At 65.3% G+C, this 19,196-nt stretch carries 10 protein-coding genes; 3 read left to right on the top strand and 7 right to left on the bottom strand.

Features of this window, described 5'->3' with window-relative positions; genetic code table 11:
• Positions 1–16: 16 nt before the first annotated feature.
• Genes BR83_RS16455 through addB form a run of 4 tightly spaced genes read right to left on the bottom strand, consistent with a single transcriptional unit; the run spans position 17 to position 12,349 of the window.
• Positions 17–3,637 (bottom strand): AAA family ATPase, encoded by a 3,621-nt coding sequence (locus BR83_RS16455; RefSeq protein WP_051618165.1) that lies wholly within the window; start codon positions 3,635–3,637, stop codon positions 17–19.
• A complete protein-coding gene (locus BR83_RS0111335) occupies positions 3,624–4,865 on the bottom strand; it encodes an exonuclease SbcCD subunit D (protein ID WP_027357177.1) in 1,242 nt (413 codons plus the stop codon). The genes BR83_RS16455 and BR83_RS0111335 overlap by 14 nt, the downstream gene beginning before the upstream one ends.
• A 13-nt stretch (positions 4,866–4,878) precedes the next feature.
• Positions 4,879–8,763 carry a helicase-exonuclease AddAB subunit AddA gene (addA, locus tag BR83_RS0111330; RefSeq protein WP_027357176.1) on the bottom strand — a complete coding sequence of 1,295 codons (3,885 nt, stop codon included), beginning with the start codon at positions 8,761–8,763 and terminating at the stop codon, positions 4,879–4,881.
• Complete coding sequence (gene addB, locus BR83_RS0111325) at positions 8,741–12,349, bottom strand: helicase-exonuclease AddAB subunit AddB (protein ID WP_027357175.1); 3,609 nt, start codon at positions 12,347–12,349, stop codon at positions 8,741–8,743. Before addB ends, addA begins: the two co-directional genes overlap by 23 nt.
• Before the next feature lie 691 nt (positions 12,350–13,040).
• Between addB and BR83_RS0111315 the strand changes: the two genes are divergently transcribed.
• The 3 genes from BR83_RS0111315 to BR83_RS0111305 all read left to right on the top strand — a co-directional run bounded on the left by BR83_RS0111315 (position 13,041) and on the right by BR83_RS0111305 (position 16,697).
• Positions 13,041–14,585: an SLC13 family permease gene (locus tag BR83_RS0111315; RefSeq protein ID WP_084327220.1), complete on the top strand. Its 1,545-nt coding sequence runs from the start codon at positions 13,041–13,043 to the stop codon at positions 14,583–14,585.
• A gap of 154 nt (positions 14,586–14,739) precedes the next feature.
• On the top strand, positions 14,740–15,300 hold the full coding sequence (locus BR83_RS0111310) for an LbetaH domain-containing protein (RefSeq protein ID WP_242839666.1): 561 nt from the start codon (positions 14,740–14,742) through the stop codon (positions 15,298–15,300).
• Positions 15,279–16,697 carry an ArsB/NhaD family transporter gene (locus BR83_RS0111305; protein ID WP_027357171.1) on the top strand — a complete coding sequence of 473 codons (1,419 nt, stop codon included), beginning with the start codon at positions 15,279–15,281 and terminating at the stop codon, positions 16,695–16,697. The genes BR83_RS0111310 and BR83_RS0111305 overlap by 22 nt, the downstream gene beginning before the upstream one ends.
• A 68-nt stretch (positions 16,698–16,765) precedes the next feature.
• Here BR83_RS0111305 and BR83_RS0111300 read toward each other — a convergent pair whose 3' ends face one another.
• The 3 genes from BR83_RS0111300 to BR83_RS0111290 are packed head-to-tail and all read right to left on the bottom strand — an operon-like array spanning position 16,766 to position 19,194.
• A complete protein-coding gene (locus BR83_RS0111300; protein ID WP_027357170.1) occupies positions 16,766–17,323 on the bottom strand; it encodes a CBS domain-containing protein in 558 nt (185 codons plus the stop codon).
• Positions 17,324–17,367: 44 nt separating this feature from the next.
• Positions 17,368–18,456, bottom strand: a complete 1,089-nt coding sequence (locus BR83_RS0111295; protein ID WP_242839667.1) for an anti-sigma factor domain-containing protein — start codon at positions 18,454–18,456, stop codon at positions 17,368–17,370.
• Between the two features lie 15 nt (positions 18,457–18,471).
• Positions 18,472–19,194: a sigma-70 family RNA polymerase sigma factor gene (locus tag BR83_RS0111290; protein ID WP_027357168.1), complete on the bottom strand. Its 723-nt coding sequence runs from the start codon at positions 19,192–19,194 to the stop codon at positions 18,472–18,474.
• Between the last annotated feature and the right edge of the window lie 2 nt (positions 19,195–19,196).

The following is a 19,196-nucleotide window of genomic DNA, read 5'->3' as shown; positions in this document are numbered from 1 at the left end:
CCTCCTGAACCAGAACTCAAGCCATTTCCAGGCGCACCCGGCTGCCCGGGCCGCCGGGGCGGGCCGGCTCGACCAGCAGGCGGCGGGGCAGGCGGCTCTTTAACTGGGGCAGGTGGCTGATGAGCCCGATGGCAACCCGCTCCAGGGGCAGGCGCTCCAGGGTATCCATCACCGCCTCCAGGTACCGCTCGTCCAGGGAACCGAAACCCTCGTCCAGGAAGAAGAATTCCAGGGGAACCCGGCCCCGCCGCTGGATCTGATCCGAAAGGGCCAGGGCCAGGGCCAGGGAGACCAGGAAGGTTTCCCCCCCGGAAAGGGTGGAAACGGGCCGTTTCAGGCCGCCGTTACCCTCGTCCCGGAGGATAAATCCTCCCTGACCGTCCAGTTCCAGGGCGTAGCGGTAGCCGGTAAGCCGGCCCAGCCGCTCGGTGGCCAGTTCCGCCAGGTTTTCCAGCCGCCGGCGGGCCAGGAATTCCACCAGCGCCCTGCCCCGCAGGAGCCCCTCCAGTTCCCGCAGAAGTTCGGCACGCCCGGCCAGCTGCTGCCGCTCTTCTTCCAGGGCGGCCCACCGCTGCCGGTTTTCCTCCAGGCGCTGCAGGTGCTGTCCCGCCGCCCCTTCCTGCTGCTGGGCCAGGCCCAGGGCTTCTTCCGCCGCCTTTAATTCTTCCTGAAGCCGCAGCCAGTCATCTTCCTCCAGATACCTGCCCCCCAGGCGGGCCTCCACTTCCCGCAGTTCCTGCAGCAGCAGCTGCTCCTCCCGGCGGTGCTTGTTCACCCGGGCCGCCAGCTCCTCCCGCTCCTGCGGGTCCAGCAGGGCATCTTTAGCCTCGGCGGGGCTGGCGAAATGGTTTTCCCGGGCCGAGTGTTCCAGGTGCCGGCGCAGGCCCGCCAGCCTTTCCTGCAGGGCCGCACAGGCCCGTTCTTCCCCCTCCAGCTCCAGCCGGCACTGCTGGAAATCCCCGGCCGCTCTGCGGTTGTCCTCTTCGGCCCGGGCCACCGCATCCTGCAAAGAGGAAAGCTGTTCCCGCACCTGCCCCAGGGCCTCTTCCACCCGCAGCCCGCCGGTGAGCTGGTGCAGCTCCGCCCGGAGCTGCCCGATCTGTTCCGCCCTGCCCGATAAGGCGGCTTCCAGGGCACCCTTTTCCACCACCAGGTCCCGCAGGCCGTCCTTTAGCTGCTGCAGCCGCCCGGACAGGTCTTTCAGTTCCGCTTCCAGCCCGGCAATTTGAAGCTGGCCGCGCCGGAGTTCCTGCTGCCTCTGCTTTAAAGCTTCCCAGTGCGCCGGGACCTGGCCCGGTTCCTGCAGGCCCAGTTCCTGCAGGTGGAGGCGCAGCTGTGCCACCAGCTCCCGCCGCCCGGCCTCCTTTTCTTCCCGCCGCCGGTGGAGGTCCCGGATCTGCCGTGCCAGCCCTTCCCGGGCGGATTGCATGCGGGCCAGGGCCGGCCGCCGCTCATCCAGGCGGCGGCGCACTTCTTCCACCCGGTCCCGGGCTTCCTGCAGGCGCTGCTGCCAGCGGCGCCAGCCCTGCTGCTGCTCCCGGTACTCCCGCTCGGCGTCCTGCAGGAGGGCGGGGAGGTCCTGCAGCGGCACCTGCCGCCAGGGGGCCGGCAGCCCCTCCCGCAGGCGCCCGCCCTCTTCTTTAACCCGCTCCTTTTCCCCGGCCAGCTGCTCCTCCCGGCGCTTCAACGCCGCTATTTCCGCGTCCAGCTGGACGAGACTTTTTTCCCCCTCCTGCCACTTTTCCCGCCGCCGCGCCTGTTCCTCTTCCGCCGCCCGCACCGCTTCCTCCAGCGGGGCCAGGGCCACCCCCGCCGGGCGGGCGGGCGCGGGGTGGTGCGGGGAACCGCAGACCGGGCAGGGCTGCCCCGCCGCCAGCGTCCGGGCCAGGGCGGCAGCCATGTGCCGGCGCCGGGCTTCCTCGAGCTCTCTCCGGGCCCGCTCCAGAGCCCCTGACGCCTCCACCAGGGCCTCCTGCAGGGCGGCCACCTCCCGCTGCCGGGCTTCCCGCCGTCGTTCAAGTTCTTCCACCTGTTCCCGGACCTGCCGGCATTCCCCCTGCAGCTCAGCGTAGCGCCCGGCCAGGTCCAGCAGAGCCCGGATCCGGAACCTGCAGTCCTGAATGCCGGCCGCCCGTTCCTCCAGGTATCCTTCCGGCACGGGCGGGCTCCCCTGGAGGCGCTCCAGCTCCTGCCGCTCCTGCGCCAGCTCCCCTTCCAGCCCGGCCACCTCCCGGGCCAGTTCCGCCTCCTGCTGCTGCAGGGCGTCCAGCTGGCGGGCCGCCGCGCCCGCCTCACCTTCAAGCTCCTTCGCTTCCCGCTCCAGCTGCGAGAGCCGGCCGTACAGTTCCAGGGCGCACCGGGCCTGCTCCACCTCCTCCGGCGCCACCTGCAGCTCCTCCTGCCGCCGGTAGAGCCCCGCCAGGCGCCGCTCCCCTTCTTGCTGACGGGAAGAAAGCTCTGCCGCCTGCTTTTCCAGGAGCCGGATTTTCCGCTGCTTTTCTTCCAGCTCCTCCCGGTCCTTTTCCTGCCGGGAGAGCCAGCCGTCCAGCTCCCGCTCCTTTTCCCGGGCCTGCTCCAGCAAGGCCTGCCGCTTCATTAAAGCCGGTCCTTCCGCCTCCCACCGCTGCCGCTGCCGGGAGGCCTCCTCCTCCGCCGCCCGGGCCGCTTCCTGCAGGCGGGAGAGCTTTTCCCCCAGGGCGCGCAGCCGCGCCCGGCGTTCTTCCAGGTCTTCCTCCAGGCGCCCGTACTCCTCCAGGAGGCCGCGCATGGTTTCGGCCCGGGCCGCCCGCTCCAGGACTTCCTCCTCCCGGCGCACCTGCGCCTCCGCCGCCCGGAGCTCCTCCAGGCGGCGCTGCAGGTGAAGCCGCCGCTCCTGCGCCTGGCGGATTTCCCGGGCTTCCTCCAGGCGCCCGCGGGCCGCCTGCAGCTCCCGCTCCGCCTCCCGGCGTGCCACCCGCTTTTCCTCCAGATCCCGGCGGGCAGCCTCCACGGCCCGGGGCGAGCAGTCCCCCAGGCCCCGCTGCTCCGCCTCCACCCGATCCAGCGCCGCCCGCACCCCGGCCCCGGCATCGCTCACCCTTTTTTTCAACTGCTCGCCAAACCGGTCCAGTTCAAAAATGCGTTCCAGCATCTGGTTCCGGTCGGCCGGCCGCAGGGCCAGGAATTCGGCGAAGCGGCCCTGGGGCAGGACCACGGCCCGGGTGAAGTCGTCCGCGGTAAGGCCCAGGAGCTTCTGCACCTCCATTTTCACCTGGTCGGCCCCGTCCGCCAGCACCCTCTCCCCATCCGGGTCAAGGCGCACCAGCCGGCACTCCCGGGTGTGGGCGCCGAAATCACCGCTCTTGCGCAGCAGCCGCTCCACCCGGTAGCGGCACCGCCCCTCCCCCCGGCCCACTTCAAAGGTGAAGGCCACCCGGGCCTGCTCGCTGTGCTGGTTGATGATCCCTTCCCGGCCCCGGCTGGCCCGCTTCACTTCCCCGAACAGGGCCAGGGTGATGGCATCCAGGATGGTGGACTTGCCGCTGCCGGTGGGCCCGAAGATGCCGAAAATTCCCCGCTCGCACAGGGTTTTAAAGTCCACCACCTCTTCCTGGCGGTAGCTGTGCAGCCCGGCCAGGCGCAGTTCAACGGGCCTCAACTTCCTCCCCCCTCTCTTTGGCTGCCGGTTCCAGCAGCTCCAGGAAAATACGCACCAGCTCATCGGGCGGGTCGCCGCCGCCCGCCTGCTGGCGGTAAAAAAGCCTGAACAGCTCATCCAGGGGCAGGGCATCCAGGTCCCTTGCCCCGGCTTCCTCCCCGTCCCGCTGCGGGAGGACCGTCCTGATGTCGATGATCCCCGGCCGTATTTCCCGCAGCCGCTCCACCTGCTCCCGGGTGAGGGGAGCCGCCGCGTGAACCTCCAGGTCAATCCAGGCCCGCTCGTCACGCCCGGCCCGGCACCAGGCCAGCACTTCTTCGTACCCCCCGGTTGCCCGCCAGCGCACCAGGGGCCGGCCGGAACTCAGGGTAATTTCGCGGCAGTGCACCGGCCGGCCCGGCTGTGCTTCCACCAGGACAACGCCCTTGGCCTGGCCGGCCTCGGAGAAGCTGTAGGCCAGGGGCGAGCCGCTGTAGCGGCAGGGCACGGGTGCGCCGGGCACTTCCTGGGGCCGGTGCAGGTGCCCCAGAGCCACGTACTGCAGCTCTGCCGGCAGGGTTCCCGGGTCCACGCTGTAAGCCCCGCCCAGGGAGAGGGTGCGCTCCGAGTCGCTGATCTGCCCGCCGTACATGTACAGGTGGCTGACGGCCAGGTTCACCGCCTCCGGGCGGCAGTGGCCGGCCAGCTGTCTCAAAAAAGCCGCCACGCGCCGGGAATAGGCCGCCTGGTGTTCCGCTTCTTCCATGGTGGGGGCGAGCAGTTCGCCCAGCCGGGCCTCGGAAGGATAGGGCAGGGCCAGGACTACCGCCGGGCAGGGCCAGCCCGGCCCCTGCAGCACCAGGAGGGAGGGGCCCGATGCCAGTAGCCCCGGCCCCGGCGGCAGCACGTCCCCCGGCCACCCCAGGATGTGCACGCCCTGGCGCACGGCCAGGGGAGCCGGGGCGGCCAGGCGCCCGGGCTGGTCGTGGTTGCCCGCGATGACCACCACCTGCCGCCCTTCCACCGCCAGCCGGGCCAGGGCCTCAAAGTAGAGCTCTTCGGCCCTGGCCGGAGGGTTTTCGGTATCGAAAACGTCCCCGGCCAGCAGAACCAGGTGCACCCCTTCCTCCCGGGCTATAAGGGCGATCTCTTCAATAAACTGCTCCTGCTCGTCCCAGCGCCGGTGGCCGCCCAGGGTTTTCCCCAGGTGCCAGTCAGAAGTATGTAATATGCGCAGGGTCCTGTCCAAATTCCATCCCCCTTCATACCGCCACCGCCCGGTTCAGGGCGAAAAAGTAGAGGTATTTTTCCCGCACCGGCCGGGAGAGGATTTTTTCCGCCGCCCGGCCGTACAGGTCCAGCTGGATGCGGTAGCGCCGCACGGCCTCTTCCAGGCCCTCTTCCGCCAGCCGGTCAGTCTTATAGTCAATGACCACCAGCCCGCTATCTTCCACCAGCAGGCAGTCAATGACTCCCTGCAGGAGGATGCTTTCCCCCGCCGGCACTGCCGCGGACAATTCCGGGTAGAGCTCCGTTACTTCCAGGCCCAGGGTAAAGGGCACTTCCCGCCAGAGGCGCCCTTCCCTGGCCGCGGCCAGCACCCGCTTCCCCAGGGCGGTCCGCCAGAAGCGGGCAATTTCCGCCGGGCGGACCAGCTGCACCTCCTCGGGCCGCAGGATTTCCCGCTCCACCAGCCGCTCCAGGTGCCGGCGTACCGCCGACTCGTCCGGGAAATCTTCCAGCTCCAGGCTCTGCATCACCAGGTGGACCACCCGGCCCCGCCCGGCCCCGGTAAACCTGTCCCCGGTGTAGAAGGCGGGCAGGTCGAAGCCGGGCGGCAGCTCCCTTTCCCTTTCCGCGGGCTCTTCCCCCGGCAACTCCAGGCCGGGCATTTCCCAGCCCGCCTGCTCCTCCAGCTCCTCCTGCCGGTGCCGCCACTCGGTAACCGTGATTTTGGAGGGCAGGCGGGCCAGCTCCCGGTGGGGGTTGCTCCAGAACAGGCGCCGGCCCAGCTCGTCGGGGCCCACCAGTTCCTCCCTGCCGCCCGGCCAGCTTTCCTCCTGCTGCCGGACCCAGCCGGCGGGCAGCGGTTCCAGCCGCTCCAGCAGGTGGAGCCAGGGAAAGCCCGCGCCCTCCTGTTCCGGGCCGCTGGCCGTCCACAGTTCCCGGAGGGAGGCCGCCGGCCACAGGTGCACCTGCCAGCTCCCCGTCCCGGCCACCGCCGGTTCCTCGCCCGGGGAGAAGCCGGCCAGGGCCGGGTGGCTCCACAGGGCGGGGCCCAGCCAGTCCAGGGCGCACCTGGCCCCCGCCTGCAGGGAAACGCCCAGGGGGCCCTCCGGCGGCACCGCTGCCGCCTGGCTCTGCCACTGCCACACCCGCTTTTCCAGGTCGCGGACGGCGGCAACCACAATCAGGCGCTCCCGGGCCCGGGTCAGGGCCACATACAGAAGGCGCATTTCCTCGGCCAGGGCTTCCAGGTGCAGGCGCTGCCGGATTACCCGGTGCAGGACGGTAGGGTAGCGTATCCCCCGCTCCAGGTCCACCACCTCCGGCCCGCAGCCCAGCCGGCGGTGCAAGAGAAAGCCGCCGCCCAGATCCCGCAGGTTAAACCGGCGGCCCGGGCCTGCCACCACCACCACCGGGAACTCCAGGCCCTTGGCCCTGTGCACGCTCATAATCCGCACCACATCTTCATTTTCCCCCAGGGAACGGGCGGCATCCATATCCCCGCCCTTTTCCCGGATCTGTTCTATAAAGCGCAGGAAGCGGAAGAGGCCCCGGTAGATGGTTCCCTCGAAGAGGCGGGCCCGGTCCACCAGCGCCCGCAGGTTGGCCTGGCGGACCGCTCCCCCGGGCATGGCCCCCACCAGGTCGTAATAGCCGGTCTGGCGGTAAAGCTCCTCCAGCAGCTCGGCCGGCGGCAGCCGCCGGGCCAGCTCCCGCCAGCGCTCGAGTTTTTCCAGGAAACCCCTCAGCTTCCCCGCCAGCTCCGGATCCACCCCCGGCGGCTGCTGCGCGGTTCTTTCCACCGCGGTATGGAAATCACCTTCCGGGCAGGCCAGGCGGATCTGCGCCAGCTGCGGGGCGGCCAGCCCCACCAGGGGGGAGCGGAGCACCGCCGCCAGGGGGATGTCCCGGCGGGGGTTGTCGATGATCTGCAGGAGGGAAAGCACCGTTTCCACCTCCGGGGAGTCGAAATACCCTCCGGAGCCGTCCGCGGTGGCCGGGATATCCAGGCGGCGGAATTCCTCCAGGAAGACCCCTACCCGGCCCTTCAGGGAGCGCATCAGCACCACCACATCCCGCCAGGTGACCGGCCGGTACTTTCCTTCCTGCCGGTCGAAAACACAGAACCCCTCCCGGTGCACCAGCCGGTGGATCCTCTCCGCCACCCAGCGGGCTTCCAGGCGGGTCAGGTCCAGGTCTTCCACTTCCGGCAGCCCGTCACCGCCGCCCTCCTCCGCCCCTTCCTCCCGGACCGCTTCCGGGGCGCGGAAATCCAGCAGGTGGAACTCCACCGGCCCGCCCGCCACCCCCGGCGCGTTCTCCGGAAAAAGGGCGCCGGGGTAGAGGCGGGCCTCGTCGTCGTAATCCAGTTCCCCCACCCGCCGGGTCATCAACCGCTCAAAGATATAGTTCACCGTTTCCAGGATCTCGGGCCGGCTGCGGAAATTGGTGCGCAGGGCCAGGCGCCAGCCCGGCCCCGGCTCCCGCCCCGGCCCGTAAGGGGTGAACCGGCGGTAGCGGTCCACGAAGACGGCGGGGTCCGCCAGCCGGAAGCGGTAAATGCTCTGCTTGACGTCGCCCACCAGGAAGCGGTTGTCCCCCCGGGAGACCAGATCCAGGATGGCCTCCTGGACGCCGTTGATGTCCTGGTACTCGTCCACCAGCACCCCGGTGAAGTGCTCCCGGTACTCGCCGGCCACAGGGGAAGGGAACAGCGGGGCCCGGGGATCCGCCGGTGCTTCTTCGCCCCAGGGGGAGCCCTCGCCGTTTTGCGCCAGGATGGCCAGGGCCCAGTGCTCCAGGTCGGCAAAATCGGCCACGGCCCGCTCCAGCTTGGCCCGCCGGTAGGCCTCATCAAAACGCAGGGCCAGGGCCACCAGTTCCTGGACCAGGGGAGCCGCCCGGCCCAGGTCGGCAATCATTTCCTCCGGCGGGCGGGAGAAATATTCCTGCAGGAGGACCCCCACCCGTTTTTTGACCTGCTCCCGCAGTTTTTTCACCCGTTCCTTAATTTCTTGCCTGGCTTCTCCCCTGGCCATCCTGGGCAGGGCCGGCCAGGCCTGCCCCTCCTCAAAGGCCTGCCGGAGCCCGGAAAAGGGTCCCTGCACCTTTTCCAGCCAGCCCCGCACCCTGGCCAGGTCTTCTTCCAGCACCGCCGCGTACCGCTGCGGCCCGCCGGGGCCGGCGGCCAGGCGCCGCGCCTCTTCCAGCTGGTCCAGCCAGTGTTCCATTTCCAGGCGGATCATTTCCCGCCATTCTCCCACCCAGGGCTGCTCTTCAAAGGGGCGCTTTTCCACCCCGGCCAGGGAAGCCGCCACCCAGTTCAGCCAGGCCCGGGGCCGGGGCAGGCTGCGGGCGAAGTCATACAGGCGCAGGACCACTTCCCCCAGCTCCCGGTCGTCGCCGTGGCGTCCCGCCAGGACCCGGGCCAGGTAAAGGAAGGGGGTCCCGGGCGGGGAATCCCGGTGCTCCTCGTAGCATTCCTCCAGGACCTCTTCCAGCACCTCCAGGCGCAGGAGGGAGGCCTCGTTTTCATCCATCACCCTGAAGCCCGGGTCCAGCCCCAGCAGGTAGAAGTGGCGCCGCACCACCTCGCCGCAGAAGGAGTGCAGGGTGCCGATGGAAGCCCGGGGAGCGAGGAAGAGCTGGCGCAAAACCAGGGGGTCCCCCGGGCGCTCCTGCAGGGACCGGTTCAGGGCCGCAATGACCCGCTGGCGCATCTCCCCCGCCGCCGCGTCGGTGAAGGTCACCACCAGCAGGCGGTCCAGGTCCACCGGGTTTTCCCGGTCCAGCAGGTGGCGGATGATCCGCTCCACCAGCACGGCCGTCTTCCCCGAGCCGGCGGCGGCCGAAACCAGCAGGTTCCCTCCCCGGAGGTTGATGGCCCTGTTTTGTTCCTCAGTCCAGCGAATAGAGGTCAAGGTCCCCCACCTCCTCTTCCGCAGCCATTTTCCGCAGGCGCTCGCGCAGTTCCCCGCCCTCCACCGCCAGGTTCCGGTAGCGGTTTTCGGGCAGCCAGAGGTCGAAGCGGCAGACGGGCCGGTAGGAACAGGTGCCGCAGGCACTGCTGCCCCCCGCTTTCAGCGGGGCTATATCCACCCGGCCCTGGAGGATGCCGCCGGCAATTTTCCCCAGCAGCCCGCGCAGCACGTCCAGGAGGAGCCGGAATTCCCCGGGGGTGAAGACGGACGCCTCGTGGCGCCTGGTTATACTGCCCCCGCTGCCCAGCCCGGCGGGCACCAGCAGGGAGGTGGTCCCGGGGGTGAGGGCGCGGTCCAGGAGGGGGTACAGCTCCCTGCCCTGGTCCACCAGCCAGCCGGACAGCCTGAAGGCCTTCAACCACTCCCGCTCCAGTTCCTCCGCCGACAGGCCCGGCCGGGAGAGGTTCAGGATGGGGCGCTGCACCTGGAAGTAGAAGGCCCCTGCCGGCAGCAGTTCCTGCCCGTACCGGCGGCAGAGGAGCTGAAAGTGCTCCAGGGCCACCCACAGGTAGACCAGGAGCTGGAGCTGCACCCCCGCCAGCACCCCGGGGAGGCTCAGCCTGCTGGAACCGGACTTGTAGTCGATCACCCGCAGGTACAGGGCTTCCGCGCCCCGCCCCAGGTCCACCCGGTCAATGCGGCCGCCGAGGGTCAGGACAACCTCCCCGCCCAGTTCCAGCTCCAGGGGGGGCAGGACCAGCCGGGGCCAGAAGGGCAGGCTGCCTGCATCCACCCCTGCGGGCGGGGGCACCTCCGTTCCCCGGAGGCCGAAATAAACTTCCAGGGCGGCGGGGCGGAAGCCGCTGCCCTGCATCTGCCGGGCCAGCGCCCGGGCGGAATCGCTCACCCGCTCGAGAAGTCGCGCCTTCTGCTGGCGCAGGCGGGCGCTGGAAAGCAAAATGCGGTTCTGCAGGCGGCAGGCCAGCTCTTCCACTATTTCCGCGCAGATGCCGTATACCTTATCATCCCCCAACTCCTCCCAGGAGGGGCCTTCTCCCTGCACCCGCTCCACAAAAAGCCGCAGGGCCTCGTGGTAGAGCTGGCCCGTATCGGGCGGCTCCAGCCGGTAGACCGCCCTCTCCTTCAGGCCGAGGCCGTAATCCAGGAAGTGGGCAAAGGGACACTGCACGAACCGCTCCAGGCGGGAGACGCTGCTGGAAAGCCTGTACTTCCGCCCTTCCCGCCTGCCCCAGAGTTTCCGTCCCAGCTCCGCACCGAGCGGGGGCTCCACATTGCGCCCCGCCAGCCCGGCCGCGATCACGGCCATTTTCTCCCTCCATTCTTCCCTTGCCACCAGCAGGTTGTAGGTCCACCACCAGAGGGGGTGAACCGGGAGCCCCCACGACGCTTCCCGCCAGCGCAGGGCCAGGCGGGAGAGCAGCCCCGCCGGGTGCTCCACATACTCCAGGTCCTCCGCACCGCCCGGCGGCTCCACGGCCAGGAGACGGGGTTCCAGGCCCGACAACAGCTCCCGCACCCGGCCGATAACCGGCGAGGGAGTGACGGCCCGCCCTTCCCCATCCCCCAGGGGATAGCTCAGGTACAGCCTGCCCCCCGTGCGGGTCAGCACCCGGTAAATCAGGAACTGCTCCTGGTGCAGCCGGTCTACGGTTGCCGCGGGCAGCTCCCGGCCCCGCTCCCGCAGCAGGGTGGAGAGCTGTTCCCGCTCCCGTTCGGTGAATACCCCGGTGGTGCGGAGCCTGGCGGGCAGGCTGCCCTCCGTGAGGCCGGCCAGGAAGAGAGCCCGCACTTCCCCGGGCGGCCGGGAGCGGTCCAGGCTGCCCACGGTTACCGCGTCCAGGGCCGGGGGGATCAGGGCCAGGCGCAGGGCTTCCAGGCCCGCATCCAGCACGCCGGACAGCTCCGCCAGGTCGAGTTCCACGTCCCCCAGCACTTCCACCAGCTCACCCAGCAGGCCGCTTACCAGCCGCCACACCTGGCGGTGCTCCCGGGCCAGGTCCGGGCTCCCCGCCTCCCGGGCGGCCCGGCTCCACTCGTCCAGCTTCCAGGGCACCTCCAGTTCCAGGCACAGCTCCAGCAGGATCCGGGCCCACTGCCGGCCGGGAAGGCGGGCCCCACGCCCCCCGGCCTCTTCCCGTATCTTCAGCTGGGCGGCCCGCAGCTCTTGAATTGCCCGCCGGCGCAGGCCATCGATCTCCGCCAGTTCCGGGGGCGGAACCTCGCCATGCTCCTCATCCCCGGTCCAGGTCCGGCCGGGCCGGTAATTCCAGGGGTCGGGGCTATACCAGCGGCTGCCCCGGATACCGGCCGCCAGGACGTAATTCTCCAGGCGGTCCACCTCCCCCGCGCTCAAGCGGGCCAGCCCCGTCTTCAAAAAGCGGAACACGGGTTCGTAAGCCCACTTTTTCTGCCACACTTCCAGGGCCGAACGCAGCAGCTCCACCAGGGGGTGGTGCATTACCGGCTGCTGGTGATCGATGAAAAAGGGTATTTCATAATCCGCCAGCATCCTGCGGAAGAGAGGGAAATAGACGTCCACATCCCGCACCGCCACCATAATCTCCCGGGGGCGCAGTCCTTCTTCCCGCAGCAGGCGCCGGATGGCCCGGGCTATTCCCTCCACCTCGGCCCGGGGGTTCACCCCGGCCATCAGGGAGATGTTCTGCAGGCTCCCTCTGTAGGGAACGGCGGGATGGTGGAAAAAGTAGCGCTCCAGGTGGGCCAGCTCCGGCGCTCCCGCCAGGCGCCAGCTGTTACCGGGTTCCAGATGCTCCTCCCGCACCACCAGGCCCGCCTCTTCCGCCAGGCGCCGGAGGCGCTCCCGGACCTGCCAGGGCCTGACAAAGGGGTCGTGCTCCGGCGGGCAGCCCGCAGCGGCCGGGTCCAGGCACAGGGTGACGGTTATTTCCCGCGCCCGGCCGGAAAGCCCCTGCAGCACCGCGTATTCCTGCGGGGTGAAGGAGGCAAAGCCGTCCACCCACACCCGGCAATCCTTTAAAAAGCCGGCCTCCGGCAGGCGCCGGGCCAGGAGGTCCAGGTAATCATCGGGGTCGGTAAATCTCCCGGCCAGTTCTCCCTCCAGCCGGCGGTAAACCAGGCACAGGTCTTCCAGCTTCTGCTCCAGCTGGCCTCCGCTGACGGGTACCAGCCCTTCCAGGTCATCCGGGGCAACCCGGTGCATCTTCAGCTCACCAACCAGTTCGGATAAAGAAGCAAGAAAGCCCGGCCGGCCGGCCAGGGAACCCATCAGCTTCAGGTTTTCCCTTTCTTCCAGCAGGATTTTTTTAAGCAGCATCCGCCGCCCCAGCTCGCTGACCGGCAGGCGGGCCGCACCGCCCGCTTCCCGCAGCACCCGGTAGGCCAGGCGGCGGAAGCTGTAAACGTGGGCCCGCAGGCTACCCCCCTGCCCGGCCAGTTCCCGCTCCATGGTAAAGGTGGCCTGGTCCGGGACAATCAAAAGCAGCGGGGGGCCCAGGGGGTCCCTTGCCAGCTCCGCCCGGATTTCCTGCAGGCAGCGCCGGGTTTTTCCCGTGCCCGCCCGCCCGATTAAAAGACGCAGGTGCATCCAGCATCACTTCCGGTAAATGACTGTGTGCTCTTATCCAATTCTACCCGAAAAAAGAATCCCTGGCAATTTATACAGCCCGTTGCCGCCAGCCGGGAAGCAGGCCGGCCGCGGTTATTTGTCATTACCGGTGCTGCAAAAAATTTTCTGCCGGCCCTTAACTTGTGCTTGATTTCACGCACTATGTGTGCTATGATGGTGGTGACAAAAGTAACCTGATTTGTCAGCGAGTCTTTAGCCTTCTTCCATTCTGTGCACCATCCGGGATCAAGTCCATGAAACACAGGAGCCAGGAGTCATTTTCCAGCCTCCTATTTTTTAATCCGGCTATAGTGTAATCCTTCACAAATTATTGTGTCTTATATCACATTACCCCGTTATCGCCGGCAAAGGGCATTATCTATCCCATCCTCCGGGGCACTATTCTTCCATGATAACTGATTAACTGGATATAAGCCATTCATACTTTATACTTCTTCCCGGGGGTTTTTGTACCCGGCTTAGTACATAAGTTCACAATAGATCATAAAGGAAATTTTCCAGCCGGCAATTTAGCTGAAAAGGGGGTGGCTGTGGAGCTCAACCAGTTTTGACAGCCCTGGAACAAGATGACGGGGATGATTCCCCACAGCAGCGCCCCACCTGGCCCTGCAGGCCAGGCAGGGGTTCTTTAACCTGAGGAGGGGTTATCATGGCCAAAACCTTAGAAGATGTTGCCAGGCGCACCGGCTCCCAGCCCGCCGCCAGACCTGCAGGAGTCCCCGGCCCGCTGGAGCTGCAGAAGGAACTCAAGGTGAATTACAGGCGCATCGCCTTTATCTCCCTGGGCCTGGCGCTGTTTTTCCTGTTCTACTTCTTACCTCCGCTGCCGGTGGCCGTAGACCCGGCAGGCAAGGAATTCGCCCTTTCCAGGGAGGGCCAGATGGCCATCGGGCTGTTCCTTCTGGCCGGTATCTGGTGGTTGTTCGAGGTCATCCCCATTGGGGCCACCGCCCTGGCCATCGGCATCTTTCAGGCTCTGTTCGGCATCCGGCCGGCCGACGTTGCTTTCAGGGACTTTATGGATCCCTCGGTCTTGTTCATCCTCGGTTCTCTGATGGTGGGCCTGGCCTTTACCAAGTCGGGCCTGACCAAGCGGCTGGCCTTTAAGATGCTGCAGGTTACCGGTGAAAGCACGAAGATGATCCTGCTGGGGGTTTTCGTGATCACCGTTACCCTAACCCTTTTCATGGCCCATACGGCCGTAGCCGCCACCTTGTTCCCCATCTTAATGGCCATCCTGGGCCTTTACGGCACCAGGGAAGGGGAAACCAGCCGGTTCGGCAAGGCTCTGTTCATCGGTATGGCCTTCACCGCCGGAGCGGGCAGCGCCATTACCCTGCTGGGCGCCGCCCGGGGTGCCGTAGCTCTGGGGTTCTACAAGCAAATTACGGGCCATGAAATCAGCTTTGCCCGTTACACCGAGGTAATGGCCCTTTACGGCATCGCCATGATGTTTTTAATCTGGCTGCTGATGCTCATCTGGTTCCGGCCGGAGAAAGACCGCATTGCCGGTCTAAGGGAAAAGGTGAAAGAGCTTTCCGCCGGCCTCGGTCCCCTGACCATACAGGAAATCTTTGTTGGTATAGCAGTGGCGGTAGTGGTGGCTCTCCTGGCTTTGCAAAACTTCATCCCGGCCCTGAAAAGCCTGAACAAGAGCGCCATCATGCTTACCCTGGGATTGTTGTTCTTCCTGACCCGGGTATTTACGGTGGAGGATCTGGAAAAGCGGATTCCCTGGAATATCGTGCTGCTTTTCGGCGGGGCCATGTCCATCGGCTTCTGCCTGTGGCAGACCGGAGCCGCCCAGTGGATGGCGGTGCACTGGCTGGGCATGTTTAAAAATGCTCCCTGGTTGATCTTCGTCCTGGCCATCTTCTTCCTGGTGATGGTGATGACCAACTTCATCATGAACGTGGCCGCCATCGCCATCACCCTGCCCGTGGCCCTGATCATCGCCGGGTACCTGGGGGTCAACCCGGAACTGATCCTGTGGACCTCCCTGGCCGCCGCGGCACTGCCCTTCTGCCTGCTGGTGGGAGCGGCCCCCAACGCCATCGCCTACGAATCCAAGCAGTTCACCGCCGGTGAATTCTTCGTTGCCGGCATCCCGGCCAGTATTATCGCTCTTATCATGCTGGCCGTCTTTGCCCTGACCATCTGGCCGCTCCTGGGCGTGCCGGCACTGGTAAAATAAAAACGAAATTGCTAATATATAATAACCTGTGCCCGGGTATCTGGAAAATATCATCAGCCAGGTAAAGGAAGAGTGAAGGGCCGGCCCCATAAATATCGGCCGGCCCTTTATCCTAAAAGGAGGAAATACCGGAATGTTGCAGCAGGCCCCTGCAGTGAGCTGGAAACCCGGAGGTTTTCCCGTGGTGAGCGCCAGCGCCTTTGTTCATGAAATGGCCGTTTTAATTGGAGATGTGGTCATTGAAGAGGGCGCGGCCGTATTTCCCTGCGCCGTACTCCGCGCTGATGAAGGATTTCCCATTATCATTGGCGAATACAGCAATGTGCAGGATGGGGTGATTATCCATTGCCTCAAGGGGGGCAGCGTAACCGTGGGCAGGAGGTGCAGCCTGGCCCACGGGGCGATCATCCACGGGCCGTGCGAGATCGGAGACGGCACTTTCGTGGGATTCAGGGCCACGGTTATGAGGAGCAGCCTGGGCCGCGGCTGTTTCGTTGGCCACGGGGCGCTGGTAAGCGGGGTGGAAATACCCGACGGCAAGTACATACCCGACCGGGCCGTGGTTAAAACGCCGGAACAGGTGGCTGCCCTGCCGGATGTTTCCCCGGAGCAGGTGGATTTTGCCGGGGAAGTGCTGGCGGTCAACCGGGAGTTGTGCACCGCCTATTTGAACCTTGCAAGGAGGGGTGAACCTTGTCCGAACAAACCCAGGTAATCCTGGCCACGGCCGTTTTTCTGCTCACCTACGCCGTGATTGTTTCCGAAAAGATCCACCGGGCGGTGGCCGCCCTGGCGGGGGCAGCAGTAATTGCCCTCAGCGGAATTCTAAATCCCGATGAAGCGGCCCACGCCATCGACTTCAACACCATCGGCCTTCTGGTGGGGATGATGATCATCGTGGGCATCACCCGCCAGACCGGCGTATTTGAATACCTGGCCATCAAGGCGGCCCGCCAGGCCAGGGGCGAACCCCTGCGCATTATGGCCGCCCTTTCCCTGGTTACGGCGGTACTTTCTGCTTTTCTGGACAACGTGACCACGGTGCTGCTGATCGTCCCGGTCACCTTTGCCATCGCCGGCCAGCTGCAGATCAGCCCCATTCCCTTTCTCATCGCGGAAATCATCGCTTCCAATGTTGGCGGTACAGCCACGCTGATCGGCGACCCGCCCAACATTATGATCGGCAGCCAGACCCACCTGGGATTCATGGATTTTGTCATTAACCTGACGCCGGTAGTTGCAGTTATCTATATTTTAACAATTTTCTTCCTGCGCCTGATCTACCGGCGCCAGCTGGTGGCCCGCCCGGAACTCCAGGAAAAAATTATGCACCTGAATGAAAAGGATGAAATCAAAGATCCCGTCCTGCTGAAAAAGTGCCTGCTGGTCCTGTTCCTGACCATAACCGGATTTGCCCTGCACCAGTACCTGCACCTGGAGTCCAGCGTTATCGCCCTGTCCGGAGCCAGCCTGCTCCTGCTGCTCACCCGGGAAGACCCCGAACACGCTCTGCAGGCGGTGGAATGGCCGGTAATCTTTTTCTTCGTGGGCCTCTTTGTGGTGGTGGGCGCGCTGGAGAAGGTGGGAGTCATTGAAGCGGTGGCCCGCTTCTGCCTGGAGGTCACCGGGGGTGAGCTGGTGCCCGCGTCCATGCTCATCCTGTGGATCTCCGCCCTGGCCTCGGCTTTCGTAGATAATATTCCCTTCGTGGCCACCATGATCCCGCTTATACATGATATGGGCCGCCTGGGGGGAATAACGGACCTGAACCTTCTCTGGTGGAGCCTTTCCCTGGGGGCCTGCCTGGGTGGCAACGGCACCATCATCGGCGCTTCCGCCAACGTGGTGGTCATCGGCATGGCGGAGAAAAGGGGGCAACCCATTACCTTCTTCGGCTTTTTCAAGGTAGCCTTCCCGCTCATGATCATGTCCATTGTGGTGTCCACGGCCTACCTCCTCTTCTGGCACCACTACTACGGGCCGGTATCACTGCTGGGAACCCTGGGAGCAGCAGCCGTCCTGGCCGTGGTGACCACCCTTCTGGGCAATGTGCTTTTCCGGCAGGAAGACCGTTCGGCAGCCAAAACCCTGTCCAAGTACAAAGAAGCCTGAGGAACCATCAATAAAACACAACACCCGCCCGAAACGGCGGGTAATTTTTTGCTCCAGATCCTGTTTTCCTATTCCCCGGCAATAATCCTGCTCAGTTCTAAAAACAATTCTTTATCGCGAATCAAGCCTACCATCCGGCCATCTTCCACCACCGGCAGGATTTCAAAACCGCAATGGGCCAGGAGGAAGGCCGCCCGGCTCAGGGGATCCTGTGGCTTTAGCAACGCCGGGAAGAGGCGCATGACTTCCCGCACTTTTTTCCCGGCCATATCCTGAACGCGGGTGCTGAACAGGCCGCTGTACGAAGGAGGTTCTCCGGAGGAAAAGGAAATTGACCAGCCGGCATAGGATTCCCGCTGCGGGAGCGGTAAATGGGCTCTGGCCAGCAGGTGGTCGATTTTCAACAGGCCGGCGGGAATCCTGGCTTCCAGCACCACAAGGGGCGGGATGGCCCCGGCCCGTGACTGCAGGGCAACCCTCTTCATCAGGTTTACGGCCTCTTTTAAACTGCAGTCCGCAGAAATGGTACGGCAGGCTTCCAGGGGAACCATCAGCTCCCCCACCGTTTTTTCCCGCTGAAACGACCTGGCCAGGATATCACTGGCGGATTGAACCAAGGCAGGCATTGTTGCATTCCCCCTTGCCCTGCTGCTGGCAAATTTTCAGTTAATTACATTCTACCACCCTGCCGCCTGCCTGGCAATAACCGGTCCGCCGGAGGTTCATCCTGAATTATTACATTCTTAACCTTTACCTCCACCTGCCGGGCGCAGTCCTGCCGCTCTGCTGCTCCTTCGCCCCGCCCGGGCAGTTCCCGGTCCCCGCCCGGTGTCACCCGTTCAGCCGGAGCTGCCGGCTCCTGCACTGCCGCACCGCTTCTGTGGTCAACCCGGGAAGCCTTTCCCTGCGGCGGGGAAACCCTTTCCTGAACCCTGCTGCCTGCCGTATCTTTTACCGCACCGGGCAGGGAGCGGTTGTTTTCCACCGCTTTGGGTGCCGGCACCCACCCGCTGTAGCCGTGCTTACCCAGCACTTCTTTTATGGTTACACCTTTCTTCTGTTCCAGACTGGATATTTTTTCCTTTTTCAATTCCTCCAGGCCGATGTTCAGGCCTTTCTTTTTGCCCTCAACGTGGATCAGGTAACGGCCAGTGGACAGGCCAAGCTTACTGGCCTGCCGGCGCATTTCCGGGGCCGCAGTTTCCACCACCACTTCCGCCGGTACCCCCGCCGAGCTCAGGGACCTGACGATAACCTGGTAGATTTCCCTTGCTTGCGGCGCAGGTTCCCGCCCGTTTCCCGCAGCAATGGTGGTCAGGATAACATTGTTCCGGGCCGGCTGGAGATAACGGGATTGAACCGCCCGGTCCAGCAGAGAGTCAATGGCTTTTTCCACCGGCAGGCCCAGCACCGGGACCCGGGAGAGCAGGTCCTTACCCGCCGCATTCAACCCCCGCGCCTGGCACACGAGTTCCCGCCGGTCCAATGCCATCTCCACACTGGGGTTAATGTCCAGCGAGACAAAAGCCACCGCCTGGTTCAGCCAGCCGCGGTAGAAAAGTCCTGCCCCCAGAATCAGCAGCAGGCTGGCCGCTACCAGCAGTGACTGCCAGTAGACAGGGCGCCTGCGGAAACTGAAGCTAACCTCCTCACCCGGGCGCGCTCCACCGGCGGGAAGGGGGATTTCCCGGAACTGCGCGTCAGGAGTGAGTATAATACAGGATCTGGCTTTAACCTCCACGACAATGCCGGTAAGCACTTTTTCCAATTCACTTCATTCTCCTTTACCGCTGGCTTTAAGGTAATGGCAGAGGTATAAATATTCCTGGCAGTGATGCCATAAAAGGGCCATGGCAATTATATACTTGCGTCCCCGCTCCAGGGTTTTGCGGTGCACCCCGGTCAGCAGGGAGAGTTCTTTAATGGGCAGCTTTCCGGTCCTGACCAGCTGCTCGAACAGGGCACCGTCCCCGGCCAGGCGGCGGGAAACGTGCAATAAAACCTGCCGGGCATCACGATGCCTGGGTGCACAGCGTACCAGATCGGAAAAGGAGATCCCGAATTCAGCCAGCATCGCGGCATATTCCCGGATCTCTTCCTCCCTTTCCCGGGCCGCCTCGCGGTCCAGATACTCTCCCCAGGCCCGGGATGATTCCAGGGAAAATGCCGACATTTCTTCCAGCTCACTGTTCAGGGAGCCGGCCATGTGGGCGGATACCCTGTTCTCCTTGCGCAGGTAATCCGTAAGGCGACTTTTAATCAGGAGCCGGGCATAAGCCAGGAAAGGAACTTTCCGGTCTTCCTCATAACGGTCAATGGCTTCGTTAAAGGCCATAAAGGCAATGCTCAATTCGTCGTCATAACCCCATTCCAGGTGCCGGCGGCAAAGCCCGGCGGTAACCCGGGTGATAAAGGGGCGACACTCCGCCAGCAGCTGCTCCCGGGCCGTACCATCCCCCGCCCTGGCCAGGGCAAGGAGGTTTTCTATGTTCCCCACCG

The organism is Desulfofundulus thermocisternus DSM 10259, from assembly GCF_000686645.1.
Classification (GTDB): domain Bacteria; phylum Bacillota; class Desulfotomaculia; order Desulfotomaculales; family Desulfovirgulaceae; genus Desulfofundulus; species Desulfofundulus australicus.
Note: the sequence above shows the minus strand (reverse complement) of the source record. Positions and strands in the feature narration are given on the sequence as shown.